Raw genomic sequence first — 20,365 nt, 5'->3', positions numbered from 1 at the left:
GCGGGGCTGCACCGACGCGGTGCGGCCCCGCCCTCGCCCGTCCCGGCCCTTCGCTAAGCTGGGGCCATGAGTGTTCCCGGTTCCCGCCAGCCCCAGCCGCAGCTGAACTTCCGCGGCGCCGTCGACCTCTCGGCCCTCAAGGCGCGGGCGACGGCGGCCCCGCCCGCCTCGGCCGCCCACCCGGCGCCCGCGGGCGCCGGGCAGCCCGCCGACCACGCGGCGCCCGCGCAGGGCGCCCCGGCACCGGGCCGGATCGACCTCGACGAGCGGACCTTCGGCGAGGTCGTCCAGCGCTCGGCGACCGTGCCCGTCGTCGTGCTCCTGTGGGCCTCCTATTCGCCCGAGTCCCAGCGGCTGCGCGACGACCTCGGCACGATCGTCTCCTCCTACGCCGGGCGGCTGCTCTACACCGCCGCGGACGTCGAGGCCTTCCCGCAGCTCGCCCAGGCCTTCCAGGCCCAGGCCGTGCCGACCGCCGTCGCCATCCTCAAGGGCCAGCCGATCCCGCTCTTCCAGGGCGCGGCGTCCGAGCCGCAGACGCGCCAGCTCCTCGACGAGCTGCTGCGGGTCGCCGCGGCCAACGGCGTCACCGGCACCGCCGACGGCGTCCCCGCCGCCGAGGCGGAGCCGGAGCTGCCCCCGCTGCACCAGGAGGCCTTCGACGCGATCGACCGTGGCGACTTCGCCGCGGCCGAGGCCGCGTACCGCAGGGCGCTCGCCGAGCAGCCCGCGGACCGCGAGGCCAAGGCGGGGCTCGTCCAGGTCCAGCTCATGGCCCGCGTGGCCGAGGTGGACCAGCCCGCGGCCGAGGCCGCCCGGGCCGCCGCCGCGGCGTCCCCCGACGACCTCGCCGCCCAGCTCCGGGTCGCGGACCTCGACGTGGCGGGCGGGCACGTGGAGGATGCGTTCTCGCGCCTCGTCGGATTCATCTCCCGCACCGGGGGCGAGGACCGGGAGGCGGCACGCGTCCGGCTGCTCGAGCTCTTCGAGGTGGTCGGCGCCGCCGATCCGCGGGTGGCCGCGGCCCGGCAGCAGCTCGCCCGCGCCCTCTTCTGAGGCCGGCCCTCTTCTGGGGCCACTGCGCGCCGGTCATCCTCAAGACTGAGCCGCTAGTCATCCTCGGGGCTCATCCGCGGCGGGACGGCGCTTGCTAGCGTGGTGGCATGGATGCTCCCAGCCCGGCCGTTCCCGTCGCGCTCTCCCTCCGGGGCCTTGTGAAGACCTTCGGCGGCAAGCCGGCCGTGGCAGGGATCAGCCTCGACGTGCCCGCCGGCTCGTTCTACGGGCTGGTCGGGCCGAACGGGGCAGGGAAGACCACCACCCTCTCGATGGCCACCGGCCTCCTCCGCCCCGACGCCGGCACGGCCGCCGTGCTGGGCGTCGACGTCTGGGCCGACCCGGTCGGTGCGAAGCGGCTCCTCGGAGTGCTCCCCGACGGGGTGCGCCTCTTCGACCGGCTCAGCGGGGAGCAGCTGCTGACCTACGCGGGACTCCTGCGGGGCATGGACCGTGTGACCGTCGCGGCGCGCGTCCGGGACCTGCTCGAGGCGTTCGACCTCGCCGATGCGGGCCGCACGCTCGTGGTGGACTACTCGGCCGGCATGACGAAGAAGATCGCGCTCGCCGCGGCGCTCGTCCACGCGCCCAGGGTGCTCGTGCTGGACGAGCCGTTCGAGTCGGTGGACCCGATCTCGGCCTCCGGGATCCGGGCCATCCTCGCCGAGTTCGTCCGATCGGGCGGCACCGTCGTCGTCTCGAGCCATGTCATGGACCTCGTGCAGCGCATGTGCGACCACGTCGCGGTCGTGGCGCAGGGACAGATCCTCGCGGCCGGCACCGTGGACGAGGTCCGCGCCGGGGCCTCGCTCGAGGACCGGTTCGTCCAGCTCGTGGGCGGGCCGGGGCGCACGGGGGGACTGTCGTGGTTGCACACCTGATCCGGCTCAAGCTCACCCTCCTGCGCAACGGCCTGCGCCGCAGCCCCTGGCAGCTGGTGGGCGTGATCATCGGGGCCCTGTACGGGCTCTGGATCCTCGCGCTCGCCCTGGTGGGGCTCGTGGCCCTCAGGGCCGTCCCGGTTCCCATTGCCGAGACCGTGCTGGTGCTCGCGGGCTCCCTGCTCGTGCTGGGCTGGGCCCTGACCCCGATCGTGCTCTCGGGGATCGACCTCACGCTGGACCCTGCCCGGTTCGCGCTCTACCCCATCCCGCTGCGCCAGCTGCTCCTCGGGCAGGCCGCCGCGGGGCTCATCGGCGTGCCGGGGGTGTGCACCGCGCTCGCGCTCGCCGGGACCACGGTGACGTGGGCGCGCGGAGGCCTGGTCGTCGCCGCGGCCGTGCTGGGCGCGCTGCTCGCGCTCGCGCTGTGCGTGGTCACGAGCCGCCTCGTGGCGAGCATCGTGGCGGAGCTGGCCTCCTCGCGCCGGTTCCGCGACGTGACCCGGATCCTGTTCATCGTGCCGATCATGTTCCTTGGCCCCGGCATCTCGCTGCTCGCCCGCGGCATCGGCGAGGGCGGCACCACGGCCGTCTCCCAGGCCGCGGCCGTGCTGGGCTGGACGCCGCTGGGCGCGGCCTTCTCGGCGCCCGCGGCGGTGGCCGAGGGCCGGGTGGGCGAGGCGGCCGCGAAGCTGCTGATCACCGCCGCGGCGCTCGTCCTCGCTGCCTGGGGATGGTCCTGGGCGCTCGCGCGGGCCCTCGAGAATCCCGGCAGCAGGGGATCCGGGCGCTCGCCGGCCCCGCGGCGGGGGCTCGGCGCCTTCGGCTGGATGCCCGCCACGCCGGCGGGCGCCGTCGCGGCCCGTGCCCTCACCTACTGGATCCGCGATCCCCGGTACACCACAGGGCTCATCGTGGTGCCGCTGCTGCCCGTGGTGCTCTTCGTCGCCTCGCGCGCCGGCCGGCACAGCTCCGGATCGGTGCTCGAGGGACCGTTCCCGCTCGCCGGGGCGATCTCCGCCTTCGTCCTGGCCTGGTCGATCTCGGCCGACGTCTCCTACGACTCGACGGCCTTCTCGATGCACCTGGCCGCGGGCGTGCGCGGCTGGGCCGACCGGCTGGGGCGGGCTGCGGCCCTGCTGCTCTTCGCCCTGCCCGCAGTGGCGCTCATCACCGCGCTCCCGTTTGCCCTGGCAGGCGACTGGGCCCTGTTCCCGGCCCTCCTCGGGCTCGCGCTCGGGGTGCTGCTCAGCGGGGTAGGGCTGTCCTCCGTGGTCTCGGCGCGGTACACCGTGGCGGTCCCGCTGCCCGGGGAGAGCCCGTTCAAGAAGCCTGCCGGCAACAGCGCCCAGACGCTCCTCGTCCAGTTCGGGGGCGTCGTGGCGCTCGGGATCCTCGCCGCACCCGAGATCGTCCTCACGGTGCTCGCTGCCGCGACGGGCGCTGCCGGCTTCGCGTGGGCGACCCTCGGCGTGGGGGTGCTGCTCGGAGGCGCGCTGCTCGCCGCCGGCGTCCTCCTCGGCGGCCGCCTCATGGACGCGCGCGGCCCCGAGCTGTACTCGAGCCTCGTCCGGGTGCGCTGAAGCGCACGGCGGGCCGAGGCACGACGGCGGGCGGCCGCCGTCGTGCGCCGGGCCGCCGCGGCGGAAGATAGGACAGCAGGAAGTCCGCGCCGGATGCGCACCGCCCGGCGCGAGGTGCCGGAGACCGACGGGAGTGGCCAGCATGGAAATCGTCATCCTCAGGGACGCGCACGAGGTCGGCAGGACCGCCGCGTCCGCCGTCGCCGCGCTGCTGGCCCGCCGGCCCGACGCGGTGCTCGGGCTCGCCACCGGGTCCTCGCCCCTGCCCGTCTACGACGAGCTGGCCCGCCTCCACGCCGAGGACGGGCTCGACTTCTCCCGCGCCTCGGGGTTCGCCCTCGACGAGTACGTCGGCCTGCCCGGGGACCACCCCGAGTCCTACCGGTCCGTGATCCGCCGCGACTTCGCCGAGCGGGTCAACATCGACCCCGTGCGCGTCCACAGCCCGGACGGCGCCGCCGCCGACCTCGAGGACGCATGCGCCCGGTACGAGCAGGCGATCCTCGACGCCGGGGGAGTGGACCTCCAGATCCTCGGCATCGGCACGGACGGGCACATCGGCTTCAACGAGCCCGGGTCCTCGCTCGCCTCCCGCACCCGCATCAAGACCCTCACCGAGCAGACCCGGCGCGACAACGCGCGCTTCTTCTCCTCGATCGACGAGGTCCCGCACCACGTGGTCACCCAGGGCGTCGGGACCATCATGGCCGCGCGGCACGTGGTGCTCGTGGCGACCGGCGCCGTCAAGGCCGGGGCCGTGCACGGGCTGGTCGAGGGACCCGTCACCGCGATGTGCGTCGCCTCGGTCCTGCAGTTCCACCCGCACGCGACGGTGATCGTGGACGAGGCCGCGGCCTCGGCCCTGGACCTCGCCGACTACTACCGGCACATCTACGACAACAAGCCCTCATGGCAGGGCCTGTGACTGGGGCGCCCCTGCCGGCCGGGGCTAGCATGGATCCCATGAGCACCATGCCCCCGGACCCGTTCGCCGACGACCCCCGCGACCCCGGCCTCGGCGGCTCCACCGCCACGATCGAGCGCGAGGAGCTGCGCGAGGAGCTCGAGCCCGGCGACCGCGAACGCTTCTCCCACTACGTGCGCAAGGAGAAGATCATGGAGTCCGCCCTCACCGGCGAGCCCGTGATCGCCCTGTGCGGCAAGGTCTGGACCCCCGGCCGCGACCCCAAGAAGTTCCCCGTGTGCCCCACGTGCAAGGAGATCTACGAGGGCCTGCGCCCGAGCAACGACGACGACCAGTCATGACCCCGTGACGGCGCCTGTGGGGGAGGGGCCCCACGGGGCAGGCGGCGCTGCGTCGCGCCCGCGCGGGCTCATGTCCCCCGCCTACCGGGGGCTCGTCGTCGGCCTCCTCGCGATCGTCACGTGCAGCGCCTTCGAGGCGATGGCCGTGACGACCGCCATGCCCGTCGTCGCCGCAGACCTCGGCGGCGAGCGGGCCTACGGCCTTGCGTTCTCGCTGTTCCTCACCGCGTCCCTCGCCGCCACCGCGGCCGCCGGCCCCTGGTGCGACCGCGCAGGTCCGCGGCCCTCGCTGCTGGTCGGCCTCGTCCTCATGACGGGCGGCCTCCTGCTGGCCGGAGGGGCATGGGACTTCGGCGTGTTCACGGTCGGCCGGATGGTCTCCGGGGCGGGGACCGGCTTCATGATCGTCCCGCTCTACGTCATCATCGGCCAGGCCCTGCCCTCCGCCCTCCAGCCCGTGCTGTTCAGCTGGTTCTCTGCCGCGTGGGTCCTGCCGTCCCTCGTGGGGCCCTACATCTCGGGCCTGCTCGCCCAGCACGCGAGCTGGCGGTGGGTGTTCTTCGGGGTGGCCCCGATCGTCATCGTGGCGGTCGTGCTCATCTGGCCGCGGGTCCGCGGCCTCGGGGCGCCGGAGGAGACCTCGCTCGCGCCGGGCGAGGGCCGACGGCGTGCCCTCCTGGGCGTCCTCCTCGCCGCGGGCGTCGCGGCGGCGCAGTGGGCCGCCCAGTCCTGGGCCGACCCCGCCGCGCGGGCCGCCGTCCCGGCGCCGGTGCTCGGGGCCGTCGTGCTCTGCGGCATCGCCGCGGTCCTCGCGACCGCGCCGCGGCTCATGCCGCGCGGGGTGGCCCGCGTGGCCAGGGGGCTGCCCGCCGTCATGGTGGTGCGCGGCCTGCTGACGCTCGCGTTCTTCGGCGCCGAGGCGTTCATTCCGCTCATGCTGGTCGACGCGTACGGTCTCGAGCCCTCCGTTGCGGGCCTCGCCCTCACCGGCGGGGCCCTCGGATGGACCATCGGCTCGTTCGTCCAGGCGCGCGGCTGGCTCGCCAAGCCGACGTTCCTCGTGCTCGGCTCCGTGGTCCTCACCGCGGGCCTCGGGTCCATCGCGGGCGTGGTGTCCGTGGCCGCGGCGCCGTGGCTCCTGGCCCTCGGCTGGCTCCTCGCGGGGTGCGGGATGGGGCTCGCCACGACCACGACATCCGTGCTCGTCCTCGACCTGAGCGAGGCCGCGGACCGGGGGCGGAATTCGGCCTCGCTGCAGATGGCCGATATGCTCGGTGGAGTGATGGGAACCGCCGGAGCTGGAACGCTGTACTCGCTGCTGCTGACCCCGGAGGCGGTTCCCGGGCCCGGCGTCTTCGCCCTGCTGGCCGCCGCGCTGACGATGTCCGCCTTCCTGTCCGCCTTCGCCGGCGTGCGGTCCGCCGCGCCGTCGGCCGTGACCGCCGCTGCGGCGGGCGAGGACCTCGCGTGAGGGAAACGCTCTTCGGTGACCCCTCGTCGTCGAACGCCGGATCCTCCACGTCCGACGGCGGCCCCGCGGCCTCCGCTTCCGCCGCCCACGGTGTGCCCGCGCTTCCGCAGGCCTCTCCCGCCCTCCCGCAGGCCTCTCCCGCCCTCCCGCAGGCCTCTCCCGCCCTCCCGCAGGCCTCTCCCGCCCTCCCCCCTGCATACCCCGAGCGGGCCGCCTGGGGCACCGCCCCCAAGCTGCGCGCCTGGCAGCAGGAGGCGCTGGAGAAGTACCTCGAGCTCGCCCCGCGCGACTACCTCGCCGTGGCCACCCCCGGCGCCGGAAAGACCACCTTCGCGCTGCGGGTCGCCTCCACGCTGATCGAGCGCGGACTCATCAACCGCGTGACGATCGTCGCCCCCACCGACCACCTCAAGCGGCAGTGGGCGGACGCGGCGGCCCGGATCGGGATCGCGATCGACCCCAACTTCAAGAACGCCGACGGCCAGCACGGGCGCGGGTTCATGGGCGTCGCCGTCACCTACGCCCAGGTCGCCAGCAAGCCGCTCCTGCACCGGGCGAAGACCGAGGCCGCGCGCACCCTCGTGATCCTCGACGAGATCCACCACGGCGGCGAGTCGCTCTCGTGGGGCGACGGGCTCCGCGAGGCCTTCGACCCAGCGGTACGGCGCCTGGCCCTGACCGGAACGCCGTTCCGCTCCGACACGTCGCCCATCCCGTTCGTCGAGTACGCCGAGGACAAGGACGGCATCCGCCGCTCGAAGGCGGACTACACGTACGGCTACGGGCAGGCCCTGCGGGACCACGTGGTGCGTCCGGTCATCTTCATGGCGTACTCGGGCCAGATGCGCTGGCGCACGAGCGCGGGCGAGGAGATGGCGGCCTCCCTCGGCGAGGCAGCGGTGACGAAGGACGTCACGGCCCAGGCGTGGCGGACCGCGCTCAACCCGCAGGGGGAGTGGATCCCCGCCGTCCTCGCCGGCGCCGACCGCCGGCTCACCGAGGTGCGCCGCACCGTCCCCGACGCCGGCGGCCTCGTCATCGCCACGGACCACGAGGACGCCCGGGCCTACGCGGGCCTCCTGAAGAAGATCACCGGCGAGTCGCCCTCGGTCATCCTCTCCGACGATGCGAAGGCCTCCGGGAAAATCGAGGAGTTCTCCGCCGGCACGCAGCGCTGGATGGTCGCGGTGCGCATGGTGTCCGAGGGCGTGGACGTGCCGCGCCTCGCCGTCGGCGTCTACGCGACCTCGACCTCCACCCCGCTCTTCTTCGCGCAGGCCGTGGGACGCTTCGTCCGCGCCAGGCGGCGGGGGGAGACGGCGTCGGTCTTCCTGCCCTCCGTGCCGCAGCTCATGGCGCTCGCCAACTCGATGGAGGCCGAGCGGGACCACGCCCTCGACCGCCCCTCGAGCGGCGAGGACGGGCTGATGGACCTCGAAGAGTCCCTCATGGACGAGGCCAACCGGGAGGAGAAGGCCTCGGACACCCTCGTGAAGGGCAAGTACGAGGCGCTCGAGTCCCAGGCCGCGTTCGACAAGGTGCTCTTCGACGGCGGCGAGTTCGGGATGGGCGGAGACGTCGGCTCCGACGACGAGCTCGACTTCCTCGGCATCCCGGGACTGCTCGACGCCGACCAGGTCGCCACGCTCCTGCGCCAGCGGCAGCAGGAGCAGGTGTCCCGGCGCGGCTCCCGCCCCACGTCCTCCCTGGCCGGCGTGCCGGACCACCGCCGCCTCATGGACCTGCGCAACGAGCTCGCCAAGAACGTCTCCGCGTGGAGCGCGCGGACCGGCACCCCGCACGGCGTGGTGCACAACAAGCTGCGCGAGCTGTGCGGCGGCCCGGCCGTGGCCCAGGCGGACGAGGCTCAGCTCAGGGCGCGGCTGTCCAAGCTGGCCGACTGGTTCGTGGGCCGCGCCTGATTCCCGCCGCCCGCCGGCCCGCCAGCTCACCCTCTGAGTGTCAGCTCCTGAAGGTCACCTCCTGAAGGTCACCTCCTGAAGGTCACCTCCTGAAGGTCACCTCCTGAAGGTCACCTCCTGAACGTCAGCTTCTGGGTGTCACCTCCTGGAGAAGCTTCTGTAGGCCACGTCCTGCGGGTCTCCGAGCGCGCTGAAGGGCCACAATGGTGCCATGGCCACACCTCGAGCACTCGTGATCGTCGATGTCCAGAACGACTTCTGCGAAGGGGATCCCTTGCGGTGGACGGCGGAGCGGCCGCCGCCTCGCGGATCACCGCGTTCCTCGCTGAGCATGCTTCCGACTACGACGCCGTGGTGACGACCCAGGACTGGCACGTCGACCCCGGCCACCATTTCTCCGACCACCCGGACTTCGTCGACTCGTGGCCGCCGCACTGCGTGGCGGGGAGCCCCGGGGCCGAGTTCCACAGGAATCTGGACGTCGCAGAAGTCGATGCGATGTTCCGCAAGGGCCAGTACACCGCCGCCTATTCCGGTTTCGAGGGACATCTCGCCCAGTACGGGGACGCCGCCGGGGACACGGGCGACTCGGCGACCCTGGACGACTGGCTGCGCGAGCACCGCATCGGCGCCGTCGATGTCGCGGGCATCGCGACGGACTACTGCGTGCGGGCCACGGCGCTCGACGCCGCGCGGTCCGGCTACGCGACCCGCGTGCTCACCGGGCTGTGTGCCGGCATCGCCGACGACCTCGGGCCGACGTACGAGGAACTCAAGGGATCGGGCATTGCCCTGGCTTGACCCCCGATCTTCTGAAAGGCACCTTCTGAAGGTCAGCTTCTGAAGGTCACGTCCTGCGGGTTGCTGTGGATAACCTGGTCGGGCCCGAGGGGATGTCCAGCAGACTGGCCGGGTGAGCACACGCGGAGAGCTTCCAGAAGACTTTCGGGATCGGGCCTTCACCTATCGAGACGCCCGGGAAGCTGGCGTCAGCGTCAGCAGGCTTCGTGCCCAGGATCTCGAGCGCTGGAGCCGCGGCATCTACGTTCCGACCGGATGCGCATCGACACTGCCGGAACGCGCCGAGGTCCATCTTGCGGTGACGGAAGACGCTTGGATCTCCCACCGCACCGCTGCGTCGCTGCAGGGGATGTTCCTGCCGCCGTGGGTCGATGACCACGACAGGATCCACCTGAGCAGGCCCGCACATCTCGCGCGGGTTCGCCGCGCGGGCGTTGTCGGCCACCACACCCGGATCCGGCCCGGGGAGCTCCACCACGTTGAGGGCCTCCTCATGACCACACCGGCACGGACCTGGCTGGACCTCGCCGTCGAGCTGGGGGAGGAGTTCCGCATTGCGCTGGGTGACCAGCTCATCCGCCGTCCCAGACCCGAGCTCGAGAATGGGCGCGACCAGCCCCTGGCCTCGATGGCGGACCTCAGGGAGCTGCTGGACGCCCATGTCTGGATGAAGGGCGTGGGCCTTGCGCGGTCAGCACTCGAGCACCTTCGCGTGGGCGCTGACTCTGTGCCGGAGTCGCTGCTCCGCCAGGCGATCATCGCCGCTGGCCTGCCGGAGCCCGAGCTGCAGATTTCCCTCTGGCCCCTCGACCCCTACGCGCCGTCCGGAGACATGGGCTACCGGCATCTCAAGCTGGTCATCCAGTATGAAGGCGCCCACCACAACGATGAGGCCCAGCGGCTTCGCGATGCTCTGCGCGACCGCGCCTTCCGCGAAGCAGGATGGACGATCATCCTCGTCCGCGTCGAGGACCTCAGGGATGACTTCCGGGCCGTCCTCCGCAGGATACGAGCCCACCTCGCCTCGGCCGCGGCCTAACTCCCGGAAGGTGACTTTCAGAAGGTGACTTTCAGAAGGTGACCTTCAGAAGGCGACTCCCAGAAGGTGACTCCCAGAAGGTGACTCCCAGGAGGTGACTTTCAGGAGGTGACTTTCAGGAGGTGACTTTCAGGAGGTGACTTTCAGACGGGTCTGGACTCCTCGTAGACCGTGGGGATCGCCGCCTCGCCGCGGTGCATGCGCTGGACGGACGACGGCAGCTCGGCGAGGGACGCCGCGTGCCGCTCCCTGGCCCGGGAAACACCCTCGTGGCCCGTCCACCCCGGCTTGAGCTCGCCGCCGACGATGAAGTGCTCGAGCAGCGGCCGGTCGTTGCCGTCGTCGTGCGGCCGGCGGCCCACGCCGATGATCTCCTGGGTCGCCCGGCCCCGCTCGTCGAGCCGGCGGAGGGCGTACTTCCGGCCTCCCACGGTCGCCTTGTTCTTGGAGGACTTGGCGACCGAGACCTCGTGCCCCGCGTCGTCGACGTGGCTGACGAGCTTGTAGACCATGGAGGCGGTGGGCGCCCCGGACCCCGTGACGAGCGAGGTCCCGACGCCGTAGGCGTCGACGGGCGCGGACTGGAGCGCGGCGATCGCGTACTCGTCCAGGTCGGACGTGACCATGATCCTGGTGTCGACGTTGCCCAGCTCGTCGAGGAGGCGGCGCACCCAGTGCGCCTGCTCGATCAGGTCCCCCGAGTCGAGGCGGACGGCGCCGAGCTTCTCGCCGGCGATCTCGACCGCCGTGCGCACGGCCCGCTCGACGTCGTAGGTGTCCACGAGCAGCGAGGTGCCCGGGCCCATCGAGGCGATCTGGGCCTCGAACGCGTCCCGCTCCGAGTCGTGCAGCAGGGTGAACGAGTGGGCGGCGGTGCCCACGGTCGGGATGCCGTAGCGCAGCCCTGCCTCGAGGTTGGACGTGCTCGCGAACCCGGCGATCACGGCGGCCCGGGCCGCGGCCACGGCGGATTCCTCGTGCGTGCGCCGCGAGCCCATCTCGATGCAGGGGCGGCCGCCGGCCGCCGTCGTCATCCGCGAGGCCGCGGAGGCGATCGCGGAGTCGTGGTTGAGCACCGAGAGCACGTACGTCTCCAGGATGCAGGCCTCGGCGAACGTCGACTCGACGATGAGGACCGGGGAGTTGGGGAAGTAGGCCTCGCCCTCGGCGTAGCCGTAGACGTCGCCCGAGAACCGGTAGCCGGCGAGGTAGTCGAGCGTCTCGGCGTTCACCACCTTGGCGCGCTCGAGGAAGCCGAGCTCCTCGTCGGTGAAGCGGAACGCCATGATGCCCTCGAGCAGGCGCCCGGTTCCCCCGACCACGCCGTAGCGCCTCCCGTCCGGAAGGCGGCGGGCGAAGGCCTCGAAGACGCAGCGCCGGTGGGCGGCGCCGGAGTGGAGGGAGGCCTGGAGCATCGTGAGCTCGTAGTGGTCCGTGAACAGGGAGGTGCGGGGCGGGGCCCAGGGACTCGGGTCAGTCACGGTGCCACTCTATATGGCGGCCCCCACGCCCGGCCGGGCGCCGGCGGCGGCCGGGGCGTCCGAGGGCCTGCCTAGAATGGAGCGCATGAGCATCAGCGTCGCCACCGAGCCCTCCCAGGAGGTCGCCGGGCAGATCGAGGCGCGGGAGGATGCCGCACGGCTGACCCCGTGGAACCTCGTGGTCTGGAATGATCCGGTCAACCTCATGAGCTACGTCAGCTACGTGTTCCAGTCCTACTTCGGCTACTCGGAGGCCAAGGCCGATGCCCTCATGATGCAGGTCCATACCGAGGGGCGCTCGATCGTGAGCCACGGATCGAAGGAGACGGTCGAGCAGCATGCCGTCGCGATGCACACCTACGGCCTCTGGGCCACGGTCGAGAGGTCCGGCGAGCATGGCTGAGCCCTTCACCTATGGCCGCCGGGGCATCACCGGCAGGCTCGAGGAGCCGGAGCGGGAGCTCCTGCGGGGGCTCTTCAACGACGTCATCGGCATGCTCGATCCCGGGACCGGCGACCAGGATCCCCTCGAGGCCCTCGTGGGGCTGTCCCCGCACGCGAAGGAGCCGGAGGACCCCGCGCTCGCCCGGCTGCTGCCCAACGCCTTCAAGGACGACCCCGAGGCCGCGCTCGACTTCCGGCGCCTGACCGAGCGGTCCCTGCGCGAGGGCAAGGCCGGCGCCCTCCGCGCCGCCGCCCTCTCCCTCGAGTCCCGCCACCTCGTGCTCGACGACGCCGCCGCCCAGCACTGGTCGACGGCGCTCAACGACGTCCGCCTCGTCCTCGCCTCCCGCCTCGGGATCCGCAGCGAGGAGGACGCCGAGAAGGTCCACGCGATCACCGACTGGTCCGCCGCGGAGGACGTGGAGGCGTACCTTGCTCTCGTGTACAACTTCGTGACGTGGCTCCAGACGACGCTCATCGAGGCGATGCTCGACGCCCGCCGGGTGCGCTCCCAGGGGAGCGGCCATGAGTGAGCCGACCGCCCCGGCCGCCCTGGCCGAGCTCGGCTCCACGGGCGACCTGCCGCGCTCGGAGCGCCCCATCGGCATCTTCGACTCCGGCGTGGGCGGCCTGACCGTGGCCCGCGCCGTCATCGACCAGCTGCCCCAGGAATCGATCGTCTACGTGGGCGACACCGCCCACGGCCCCTACGGCCCGCTGCCGATCGCGGAGGTCCGGGCCTTCGCGCTCGGGGTCATGGACGAGCTCGTCGACTCGGGCGTCAAGGCGCTGACCATCGCCTGCAACTCGGCCACCGCCGCGGTGCTGCGGGACGCACGGGAGCGCTACACCGCCCGCTACGGGATCCCCGTCATCGAGGTGATCCAGCCCGCGGTCCGGGCCGCCGTCACGGCCACCCGGAACGGCCGGGTCGGCGTGATCGGCACGAGTGCCACCGTGGGCTCCCGCGCCTACGAGGATACGTTCGCCGCCGCCCCGGACCTGGCGATCACCTCCGCGGCGTGCCCGGACTTTGTCCCGTTCGTCGAGGCGGGCGTCACCACCGGCCCGGAGCTCCTCGAGGCCGCCGAGGGCTACCTCGCGCCGCTCAAGGCCGCCGGGGTCGACACGCTCGTGCTCGGCTGCACCCACTACCCGCTCCTGACCGGCGTGATCTCCTACGTGATGGGGGAGGGCGTCACGCTCGTCTCGAGCGCGGAGGAGACCGCCAAGGACGTCTACCGGGCGCTCATGCGGCACAACCTCGTCCGCTCGGGCACCACCGCGCCCGTGCACCGGTTCATCGCCACCGGAGACCCTGCCCAGTTCGAGACGCTCGCGCGCCGGTTCCTGGGCCCCGAGGTCCAGGGCGTGGAGCACGCCGACCACGTCGCCGCCCGCTATCCCACGGCGAGCCTGGCCACGATCACCCCGGAGATGCTCGAGGAGGCGCGGGCGCGCGGCGGGTCGGCCCGGATCTCCCACTTCGCCCTGCGCGACGCGGGCAGGATGGCACCGTGAAGCTCACCATCGTCGGCTGCTCGGGCTCGTTCCCCGGCCCGAGTTCGCCCGCCTCGTGCTACCTCGTCACGGCCAACGACGGCGAGCGGGACTGGCGGATCCTGCTCGACCTCGGCTCGGGCGCGCTCGGCGTGCTCCAGCGCTACGTGGACCTCAGCGACATCGACGGCGTCCTCCTCAGCCACCTCCACCCCGACCACTGCATGGACCTCACCGGCCTGCACATCGCGGTGCACTGGGACCCGAACGGCTGGACCGCCGGGCGGATCCCGGTGTGGGGGCCCGCCGCGACGAAGAAGCGCATCACCATCGCCCTCGACATGGAGCCCCCGACGGACCTCGGCGAGGACTTCGAGTTCCACGAGTGGGCGGCCGAGGAGCCGGTCGAGCTCGGCCCGTTCCGGTTCACCGCCTACCGCGCCCGGCACCCGATCGCCGAGGCCTACGCGCTGCGTGTCGAGTGCACCGAGCCCGACGGCGCGGGCGGCGTCATGCGGCGCGTCCTGACCTACTCGGGGGACACCGACTCGTGCGCCGGGCTCGTCGAGGCGGCGCGGGAATGCGACCTCTTCCTCTGCGAGGCCGCCTACCACGAGGGCCGCGACGACGCGATCGACGGCGTCCACCTCACCGGCCTGCGGGCCGGGCAGGCCGCGCACGACGCCGACGCAAAGCGCCTGCTGCTGACCCACCTTCCGGTGTGGAACGACGCGAACCGCTCCGTCGCCGAGGCCCAGGAGGCCTACGGCGGCCCCATCGCCGTCGCCGTCGCGGGCGTGCACTACACCGTCTGAGCCCGGCACCGCACGAGCCCGGCACTGCCTGTGCCCGGCGGCACTGCCTGAGCCCGGCGGCACTGCCGGCGCCGGCGGCCTAGAGCATCTCGAGCGGGACGGGCCCGCGCGGCGGCGGGAACGCGGCGTCGAGCGCGGCGAGGTCCGCATCGTCGAGCCGCACCTCGAGGGCCGCCCGGTTCGCGAGGACATGCTCGGCTGTGCCCGCCTTGGGGATCGCGATGACCCCCGGGCCGCGCAGCACCCAGGCCAGCGCGACGGCAGCCTCGTCCACGCCGTGGCGGGCCGCGACGGCAGCGAGCGCCGGGTGGCCGAGCAGGCGGGCCTGCTCCATGGGGGAGTAGGCCATGACCGGCACGCCCTGCCCGCGCAGGCGTGGCAGCAGGTCGGCCTCGATGCCGCGCCGGCCGAGGTTGTACAGCACCTGGTCGGTCTGGACCCCCTTCGGGCCGCCGGCGCCGGGGAGTCCGGCGAGCTCGTCGAGGTCGTCCGGGTCGAGGTTGCTCACGCCCCACGCGAGGATCTTGCCCTCGTCCTGGAGGCGCTGGAGGGCGGCGATGCTCTCGGCCAGCGGCGTGCTCCCGCGCCAGTGGTAGAGGTACAGGTCGAGCCGGTCGGTGCCGAGGCGGCGGAGGCTGCCCTCGAGCGCGGCGGCCGTGCCGCGGGCGGTCGCGTTCCACGGCAGCACCTTGCTCACGAGGAACACCTCGTCGCGCCGCCCGGCGATGGCCTCCCCGACGAGATCCTCGGACCGCCCGTCGCCGTACATCTCCGCCGTGTCGATGAGCGTCAGCCCGGCGTCGATCCCGGTGCGGAGGGCGCGGACCTCCTCTGCCCTGGCCGAGGGGGTGTCCCCGAGGTACCACGTGCCCTGTCCGAGCACGGGTACCTCGGTCCCGTTGGGCAGGGCGACGGTGGGGACTTCGGTGACCATGCGGCGAGTCTATAAGCTGGTCCCATGACCCCAAGCACCCCTGGAAGTCCCCTCGTCGCGCGCGCCGACGGCCGCACGCCCGACCAGCTCCGGCCCATCTCCATCACCCGCGGCTGGTCGAAGCAGGCCGAGGGCTCGGCGCTCATCGAGTTCGGCAACACGCGCGTGCTGTGCACCGCCTCGTTCACCGAGGGAGTGCCGCGCTGGCTCAAGGGCGAGGGCCGGGGCTGGGTCACGGCCGAGTACGCGATGCTCCCGCGGGCCACGAACACCCGCTCGGACCGCGAGTCGGTCAAGGGCCGCATCGGCGGCCGCACGCACGAGATCTCCCGGCTGATCGGACGCTCGCTGCGCTCGATCATCGACACGAAGGCGCTCGGGGAGAACACGATCGTCCTCGACTGCGACGTCCTCCAGGCCGACGGCGGCACCCGCACCGCGGCGATCACCGGCGCCTTCGTGGCGCTCGCCGAGGCGGTCCGCTGGGCGAAGGAGCAGGGCCTCGTGGAGCGCGGCGCCGAGCCGCTCGTGGACACCGTCTCCGCCGTGTCGGTGGGGATCATCGACGGTACGCCGATGCTGGACCTGCCCTACGTCGAGGACGTGCGGGCCGAGACGGACATGAACGTCGTGGTCACCGGCTCGGGCAAGTTCGTCGAGGTCCAGGGCACCGCCGAGGGCGCGCCGTTCGACCGCGACGATCTCAACAGCCTCCTGGACCTGGCGCTCCTGGGAACGGCCCAGCTGGCGGACATCCAGCGGGAGACTCTGGCCGAGGCACTGCGGTGAGCACTGCCGGCGCCGGCGCCGCGCACGACGGCGACCGCCCGGCGTCGTCCGTCCCCGCCCCGCGGCTCGTGCTCGCCACCCACAACCAGGGCAAGCTCAAGGAGCTGCGCGACCTCCTGCGCGGCAAGGTGCCGAGCCTCGACGTCGACACGCAGGTGGTCGACGCGGGCGCGGTCGGCGGCCCGGACGTCGTCGAGGACGGCGTGACGTTCGCCGAGAATGCGCTGAAGAAGGCGCGCGCGGTGGCCGAGGCCACGGGCCTGCCGGCGATCGCGGACGACTCGGGGCTGGCGGTCGAGGTGCTCGGCGGCGCGCCCGGCATCTTCTCGGCCCGCTGGGCCGGCCGCCACGGCGACGACCGCGCGAACCTCGAGCTGCTCCTGGCCCAGCTCGGCGACGTGCGGGACGAGCACCGGCAGGCGGCCTTCGTGTGCGCCGCCGCGCTCGCGGTGCCGGGCGAAGGCGGCACGCGCTACGAGACGGTCGAGCTGGGCGAGATGCCCGGCACCCTGCTGCGCGAGCCGCGCGGGGAGGGCGGCTTCGGCTACGACCCCATCCTGCTGCCCGAGGGCCTCAGCGTCAGCGTCGCCGAGCTGAGCCGCGAGCAGAAGAACGAGATCAGCCACCGCGGGCACGCGTTCCGCGCGCTGCTGCCGGCCATCGTCGAGGTGCTGCGCGGCTGAGCCGCACAGCACCTCGGGGGAAGGGCTACTTCCAGTCGGGGTTGGTCTTGCGCTCCTCGACCGGCTCGTGCTCCTCGATGAACTCGTCCACCGGGTCCGTGCCGAAGGCCTCGGCCTGGCGGCGGGCGGAGCGGCCGCGGATGAACTCGACGATGATCGGCAGGACCGAGACCAGCACGATCGCCACGAAGATGAGGTCGATGTTCTTGCCCACCCACGCGTACTGGCCGAGCCAGGCGCCCAGGAGGGTGACGCCGCCGCCCCAGAGCACGGCGCCGATCACGTTGTAGAGGAAGAACCGGGCCCGGCTCATGCCCGCCACGCCCACGATCACGGGCACGAACGTGCGGATGATCGGCACGAACCGGGCGAGGATGAGTGCCTTGCCGCCGTGCTTGGCGAAGAACGCGTGGGCCTTCTCGACGTTCTCCCTCTTGAAGAGCCGCGAATCGGGCCGGTTGAAGAGGGCCGGGCCGGCCTTGGCACCGATGAGGTAGCCGCACTGGTTGCCGAGGATCGCGGCGACGACCACGAGCAGGGCCAGGAGCCAGAGGTTGAACCGGATCGCGCCGGTGGCCACGAGCAGGCCGGCCGTGAACAGCATGGAGTCGCCGGGGAGGAAGAACCCGACGAGCAGGCCGGTCTCGGCGAAGATGATCCCGCACACCACGAGCACCACCCAGGGCCCCAGCGGCGAATCGCGCAGGAACACGTCCGGGTTGAGCCAGTCGGGCAGGAACGAGGTCTTGGGCTGGACGGCGAGCGTCAGGACAGAGGCGGCATCGGCCAGGGCAGCAGGGATCACCCTCCAAGGGTACCGGCCGGGGGCGCGGCGGGGCGGGGGAGTGGGGCAGCCCACAGCGGCGTGCGGCCGCCGGCGCGTGGCGCTGGCGGGCCTGCGGGCGCACTCCGGCTAAGCTCGCTGCGTGGCCCTGGACTTCACCGCGATCGACTTCGAGACGGCCAATGGTTTCCGAGGCTCCCCCTGCTCCGTGGGCCTCATCCGGGTCCGCGGCGGACGGGTGGCCGAGCGTGCCTCGTGGCTCATGCGCCCCCCGGCGGGCCACGACACCTTCGACCCGCGCAACGTGGCCATCCACGGCATCACGCCCGAGATGGTGGCCGGGGCGCCGCGGTTCGGGGACCTCTTCGCCGAGATCGGCGGGTTCATCGGCGGTGACGTCCTCGTGGCCCACAACGCGGCCTTCGACCTCGGCGTGATCCGCTCGGCCCTCGAGGTCAGCGGCCTCGAGGCCCCGGCCTACGACTACGCCTGCACCGTGGTCCTCTCCCGCAAGACCTATCGCCTCGTCTCCCATTCGCTGCCGTTCGCCGCGCGGGAGGCCGGGGTGCCCCTCGAGCACCACCACGATGCCACCGAGGACGCCGCGGCCTGCGCCGGAATCCTCATCGACATCGCCGGCCGGCACGGCGCCGACAGCGTGGCGGACGTCTACGGCGCCGTCGGGCTCTCCCTTCCGCGCCAAGCCGGGTACGTCCCGGGAGACCCCTACTCCCCGGCCACGGTCCGCGCCCTCGAGGGCCTCTCCTCGGGCGCCGGTCGGACGACGGCGCCGGACGGCTCCCGCTCGGGCCGCACCTGGGCGCCGTGGCCCCAGGAGGGGGCGAACCCGTCCGCGAACGCGGCGGCCGACCCACACCATCCGCTCTTCGGGCACCGGATCGTATTCACCGGGTCGCTCGGGATGCCGCGCAGCGAGGCGAAGTCCCGCGCCGCCGAGCTCGGGGCGCAGCCGGCCAGCTCGGTGACCCGCGCGACCACCCTGCTCGTGGTGGGCGACGGATTCGTCGCCTCCGACCTCGCCTCCGGGCGCGTGACCACCAAGGCACGGCGGGCCCTGCAGCTGCAGGAGAAGGGACAGCGGGTCGAGGTGCTCTCCGAGGGCGAGTTCCTCCAGATGCTCGGCGGCCGCTGGCCCGCCGCCGGCGCCTGAGTCCCTGCCCCCCTTCGCCGGCCGGGCCCCTTTCGCCATCCGGCCCCGTTTCGTCATGCGGGGCAACATTCCTTCGTGGGCTGGCGCCGGCGCTCCTACCATGATCCGCATGGCTGCACCCACCTCCTCCGCCGCTCGGTCAGTGTTCGACGCGCCGCAGGGCGGCCAGTTCATTGCGCCCGTGGAGGCCCGTCCTTCCCTCCTGGCGCGCGCGTTCGCCTTCCCGAACCCGGTCAACGAGTACGCCGCGAGGTCCACCGCGGGCATCATCGTGGTGCTCAGCACGGCAGTGCTCGCCGCCGGGCTCGCCACCGGGGCCGGATGGGGACTCTGGGTCATCGCCGCAGGCTTCTGGCTCAGGGTGGCCGGCGGCCCGCGCTACTCGCCGGCCGGCAGGCTCGCCGTGCACGTCATCGCACCGCGCCTCGGCCCCGCACGGCTGGTCGCCGGGCCCCCCAAGCGCTTCGCCCAGGGCATCGGGGCCGTGGTCTCGACCGCCGCGGCCGTGCTGTTCGCGTGTGGGCTGGCGGGCGCCGCCGGGGTGGCCCTCGGCATCCTCATCGTGGCGGCCTCCCTCGAGGCCTTCGCCGGATTCTGCCTCGGCTGCTGGCTCTTCGGCCGCCTGCAGCTGGCGGGGCTCGTCCCCGCCTCGGCGTGCGAGGCCTGCAGCGACATCGCCCTGCGGCGCCGCAAGCCCTGAGGCACCGCAGGTCCTGACCCGGATCCTCCGGTCAGCCTGTCAGTCCGCCAGGGCCCCGGTGGCCTTCGCCAGACGGGCCGCGAGGCCCTCGGCCGCGCCCATGCCCGCGGTGCGCGAGACCCACGGGGCCGGGACCGCGTCGGCGCCCCAGCGCGTGCCCAGCAGGGCCCCCGCGATCGCAGCCGCGTCGTGGCCCCTGACGGACGCGAGCTCGATGGCGGCGGCGAAGGCGGCCTGCTCGGCGTCCCCGGCCTCCGCGGCGCTCTCGGCCGCACGCACTGCACCCAGCGCTGCCGCCAGGGCCGCGGCGGCGTCCGGCCGGCCGCCCCCGGCGGCGGAAGCATCGGCGTCGAACGCGTCCAGGATGGCGCCCTCGGGGGTGGGCAGCGAGGCGATCTGCGCCCGCGCCGACCCCGCCGCGGTCGTGGCGTCCGCGCCGAGGGAGAGGAAGTGCGCCATGGACGCCACCGCGACGGCGGCCTGGACCGCCCCGGGCGTCCCGTGCGTCAGGGAGGCGCCCTCCGTGCTCATCTTCACCACGGCGGCGGCCGGGATGTGGGGGACGAGGCCGAACGGGGCCGCGTGCGCGGCGGCGCCGGCGTCGTCGAACGCGAGGCCCACCGGACGGGACGGGGAGCCCATCTGGCCGCCGGCGAGCGAACTGATCCACTCCGGCCGTACGGCGGCGGGGACCTGGACGCCGTCCTGCCCGTCGAGCCAGCGGGGCTGGGCGAGGGGCGCGGTGGGGGCGAGGGGGACGCCCTGCGCGGCGGCCCAGCGCAGGGAGGCGAGCCACACACAGGCCGCCTCGTCCGCGGCCACCCCGTCGTTGGCCCACTCGATCGCCTCGAGGAGCGCATCGGCGGTGAAGAGGGTCAGCTGGCCCGCCGGCCCCAGCGGCAGCGCGGCGCGCCGGCCGGGGTCCTGATCGGCCGGTGCGGTGGCTCCCTCGGGCCCGAATCCGGCGATGGCTGCGGCCTCGGCCGCGGCCGTGCCGGCGAGGCAGCCGAGGATGCGGGAGGCGGGGGAGGGGACGTCCATGCAG

General features: G+C 73.4%; 21 protein-coding genes. 17 read left to right on the top strand and 4 right to left on the bottom strand.

Annotated features, from left to right (window positions below; all coding sequences use genetic code 11):
- Positions 1 to 66 precede the first annotated feature (66 nt).
- From SA2016_RS12530 to SA2016_RS12490, 9 genes are all read left to right on the top strand, one after another.
- Positions 67 to 1,056 carry a co-chaperone YbbN gene (locus tag SA2016_RS12530; RefSeq protein WP_066498501.1) on the top strand — a complete coding sequence of 330 codons (990 nt, stop codon included), beginning with the start codon at positions 67 to 69 and terminating at the stop codon, positions 1,054 to 1,056.
- 107 nt (positions 1,057 to 1,163) lie between these two features.
- Positions 1,164 to 1,937, top strand: coding sequence for an ABC transporter ATP-binding protein (locus SA2016_RS12525; protein ID WP_066498500.1), 774 nt, complete (start codon positions 1,164 to 1,166; stop codon positions 1,935 to 1,937).
- Complete coding sequence (locus tag SA2016_RS12520) at positions 1,922 to 3,520, top strand: transporter (protein WP_066498499.1); 1,599 nt, start codon at positions 1,922 to 1,924, stop codon at positions 3,518 to 3,520. The genes SA2016_RS12525 and SA2016_RS12520 overlap by 16 nt, the downstream gene beginning before the upstream one ends.
- 142 nt (positions 3,521 to 3,662) lie before the next feature.
- Positions 3,663 to 4,445, top strand: coding sequence for a glucosamine-6-phosphate deaminase (gene nagB, locus SA2016_RS12515; protein ID WP_066502485.1), 783 nt, complete (start codon positions 3,663 to 3,665; stop codon positions 4,443 to 4,445).
- Positions 4,446 to 4,474: 29 nt separating this feature from the next.
- Positions 4,475 to 4,786, top strand: coding sequence for a DUF3039 domain-containing protein (locus SA2016_RS12510; protein WP_066498494.1), 312 nt, complete (start codon positions 4,475 to 4,477; stop codon positions 4,784 to 4,786).
- Positions 4,787 to 4,790: 4 nt separating this feature from the next.
- A complete protein-coding gene (locus tag SA2016_RS12505; protein ID WP_141305479.1) occupies positions 4,791 to 6,257 on the top strand; it encodes an MFS transporter in 1,467 nt (488 codons plus the stop codon).
- On the top strand, positions 6,254 to 8,179 hold the full coding sequence (locus SA2016_RS12500) for a DEAD/DEAH box helicase (RefSeq protein ID WP_229710987.1): 1,926 nt from the start codon (positions 6,254 to 6,256) through the stop codon (positions 8,177 to 8,179). Before SA2016_RS12505 ends, SA2016_RS12500 begins: the two co-directional genes overlap by 4 nt.
- A 279-nt stretch (positions 8,180 to 8,458) precedes the next feature.
- Positions 8,459 to 8,980: an isochorismatase family protein gene (locus SA2016_RS12495; protein ID WP_371326628.1), complete on the top strand. Its 522-nt coding sequence runs from the start codon at positions 8,459 to 8,461 to the stop codon at positions 8,978 to 8,980.
- Between the two features lie 298 nt (positions 8,981 to 9,278).
- A complete protein-coding gene (locus SA2016_RS12490; RefSeq protein WP_229710988.1) occupies positions 9,279 to 10,019 on the top strand; it encodes an endonuclease domain-containing protein in 741 nt (246 codons plus the stop codon).
- A 143-nt stretch (positions 10,020 to 10,162) separates the two neighbouring features.
- Here the strand turns inward: SA2016_RS12490 and SA2016_RS12485 are convergent, their stop codons facing one another.
- Positions 10,163 to 11,461 carry a nicotinate phosphoribosyltransferase gene (locus SA2016_RS12485; protein ID WP_066502483.1) on the bottom strand — a complete coding sequence of 433 codons (1,299 nt, stop codon included), beginning with the start codon at positions 11,459 to 11,461 and terminating at the stop codon, positions 10,163 to 10,165.
- 124 nt (positions 11,462 to 11,585) lie between these two features.
- Between SA2016_RS12485 and clpS the strand changes: the two genes are divergently transcribed.
- Genes clpS through SA2016_RS12465 form a run of 4 tightly spaced genes read left to right on the top strand, consistent with a single transcriptional unit; the run spans position 11,586 to position 14,259 of the window.
- Positions 11,586 to 11,903 (top strand): ATP-dependent Clp protease adapter ClpS, encoded by a 318-nt coding sequence (clpS, locus tag SA2016_RS12480; RefSeq protein WP_084249497.1) that lies wholly within the window; start codon positions 11,586 to 11,588, stop codon positions 11,901 to 11,903.
- A complete protein-coding gene (locus tag SA2016_RS12475) occupies positions 11,896 to 12,477 on the top strand; it encodes a DUF2017 domain-containing protein (RefSeq protein ID WP_066498483.1) in 582 nt (193 codons plus the stop codon). Before clpS ends, SA2016_RS12475 begins: the two co-directional genes overlap by 8 nt.
- Positions 12,470 to 13,465 (top strand): glutamate racemase, encoded by a 996-nt coding sequence (gene murI, locus SA2016_RS12470; protein ID WP_066498481.1) that lies wholly within the window; start codon positions 12,470 to 12,472, stop codon positions 13,463 to 13,465. The genes SA2016_RS12475 and murI overlap by 8 nt, the downstream gene beginning before the upstream one ends.
- On the top strand, positions 13,462 to 14,259 hold the full coding sequence (locus SA2016_RS12465) for an MBL fold metallo-hydrolase (protein ID WP_066498479.1): 798 nt from the start codon (positions 13,462 to 13,464) through the stop codon (positions 14,257 to 14,259). Before murI ends, SA2016_RS12465 begins: the two co-directional genes overlap by 4 nt.
- Positions 14,260 to 14,338: 79 nt before the next feature.
- Here the strand turns inward: SA2016_RS12465 and SA2016_RS12460 are convergent, their stop codons facing one another.
- Positions 14,339 to 15,193, bottom strand: a complete 855-nt coding sequence (locus SA2016_RS12460) for an aldo/keto reductase (RefSeq protein ID WP_066498478.1) — start codon at positions 15,191 to 15,193, stop codon at positions 14,339 to 14,341.
- A gap of 24 nt (positions 15,194 to 15,217) precedes the next feature.
- Between SA2016_RS12460 and rph the strand changes: the two genes are divergently transcribed.
- A complete protein-coding gene (rph, locus tag SA2016_RS12455) occupies positions 15,218 to 15,982 on the top strand; it encodes a ribonuclease PH (RefSeq protein ID WP_066498477.1) in 765 nt (254 codons plus the stop codon).
- Positions 15,979 to 16,665 (top strand): RdgB/HAM1 family non-canonical purine NTP pyrophosphatase, encoded by a 687-nt coding sequence (gene rdgB / locus SA2016_RS12450; protein ID WP_066498475.1) that lies wholly within the window; start codon positions 15,979 to 15,981, stop codon positions 16,663 to 16,665. The genes rph and rdgB overlap by 4 nt, the downstream gene beginning before the upstream one ends.
- Positions 16,666 to 16,690: 25 nt before the next feature.
- On the opposite strand, the gene SA2016_RS12445 is transcribed toward rdgB, so the two are convergent.
- Positions 16,691 to 17,470, bottom strand: coding sequence for a VTT domain-containing protein (locus tag SA2016_RS12445; RefSeq protein WP_371326627.1), 780 nt, complete (start codon positions 17,468 to 17,470; stop codon positions 16,691 to 16,693).
- Positions 17,471 to 17,591: 121 nt separating this feature from the next.
- Here SA2016_RS12445 and SA2016_RS12440 point away from each other — a divergent pair, with 121 nt between their 5' ends.
- Both SA2016_RS12440 and SA2016_RS12435 read left to right on the top strand, forming a co-directional pair.
- The gene (locus SA2016_RS12440; RefSeq protein WP_066498474.1) at positions 17,592 to 18,620 is read left to right on the top strand and encodes an exonuclease domain-containing protein; all 1,029 of its coding nucleotides are present in this window, start codon (positions 17,592 to 17,594) and stop codon (positions 18,618 to 18,620) included.
- A 109-nt stretch (positions 18,621 to 18,729) separates the two neighbouring features.
- Positions 18,730 to 19,320, top strand: coding sequence for a DUF4395 domain-containing protein (locus SA2016_RS12435; RefSeq protein WP_084249496.1), 591 nt, complete (start codon positions 18,730 to 18,732; stop codon positions 19,318 to 19,320).
- Between the two features lie 39 nt (positions 19,321 to 19,359).
- Here the strand turns inward: SA2016_RS12435 and SA2016_RS12430 are convergent, their stop codons facing one another.
- Positions 19,360 to 20,361, bottom strand: coding sequence for an ADP-ribosylglycohydrolase family protein (locus SA2016_RS12430; RefSeq protein ID WP_066498471.1), 1,002 nt, complete (start codon positions 20,359 to 20,361; stop codon positions 19,360 to 19,362).
- Positions 20,362 to 20,365: the final 4 nt, after the last annotated feature.

Source organism: Sinomonas atrocyanea, assembly GCF_001577305.1.
GTDB classification, from domain to species: domain Bacteria; phylum Actinomycetota; class Actinomycetes; order Actinomycetales; family Micrococcaceae; genus Sinomonas; species Sinomonas atrocyanea.
This window is presented reverse-complemented; position numbering and strand designations above follow the sequence as displayed.

Bases quoted from the DNA above. Each gene is read 5' to 3' on its own strand.
- rph (WP_066498477.1), top strand. From the start codon at position 15,218: ATGACCCCAAGCACCCCTGGAAGTCCCCTCGTCGCGCGCGCCGACGGC.
- clpS (WP_084249497.1), top strand. From the start codon at position 11,586: ATGAGCATCAGCGTCGCCACCGAGCCCTCCCAGGAGGTCGCCGGGCAG.
- SA2016_RS12435 (WP_084249496.1), top strand. From the start codon at position 18,730: ATGGCTGCACCCACCTCCTCCGCCGCTCGGTCAGTGTTCGACGCGCCG.
- SA2016_RS12525 (WP_066498500.1), top strand. From the start codon at position 1,164: ATGGATGCTCCCAGCCCGGCCGTTCCCGTCGCGCTCTCCCTCCGGGGC.
- murI (WP_066498481.1), top strand. From the start codon at position 12,470: ATGAGTGAGCCGACCGCCCCGGCCGCCCTGGCCGAGCTCGGCTCCACG.
- SA2016_RS12475 (WP_066498483.1), top strand. From the start codon at position 11,896: ATGGCTGAGCCCTTCACCTATGGCCGCCGGGGCATCACCGGCAGGCTC.
- nagB (WP_066502485.1), top strand. From the start codon at position 3,663: ATGGAAATCGTCATCCTCAGGGACGCGCACGAGGTCGGCAGGACCGCC.
- SA2016_RS12430 (WP_066498471.1), bottom strand. From the start codon at position 20,361: ATGGACGTCCCCTCCCCCGCCTCCCGCATCCTCGGCTGCCTCGCCGGC.
- SA2016_RS12510 (WP_066498494.1), top strand. From the start codon at position 4,475: ATGGATCCCATGAGCACCATGCCCCCGGACCCGTTCGCCGACGACCCC.
- SA2016_RS12530 (WP_066498501.1), top strand. From the start codon at position 67: ATGAGTGTTCCCGGTTCCCGCCAGCCCCAGCCGCAGCTGAACTTCCGC.
- SA2016_RS12460 (WP_066498478.1), bottom strand. From the start codon at position 15,193: ATGGTCACCGAAGTCCCCACCGTCGCCCTGCCCAACGGGACCGAGGTA.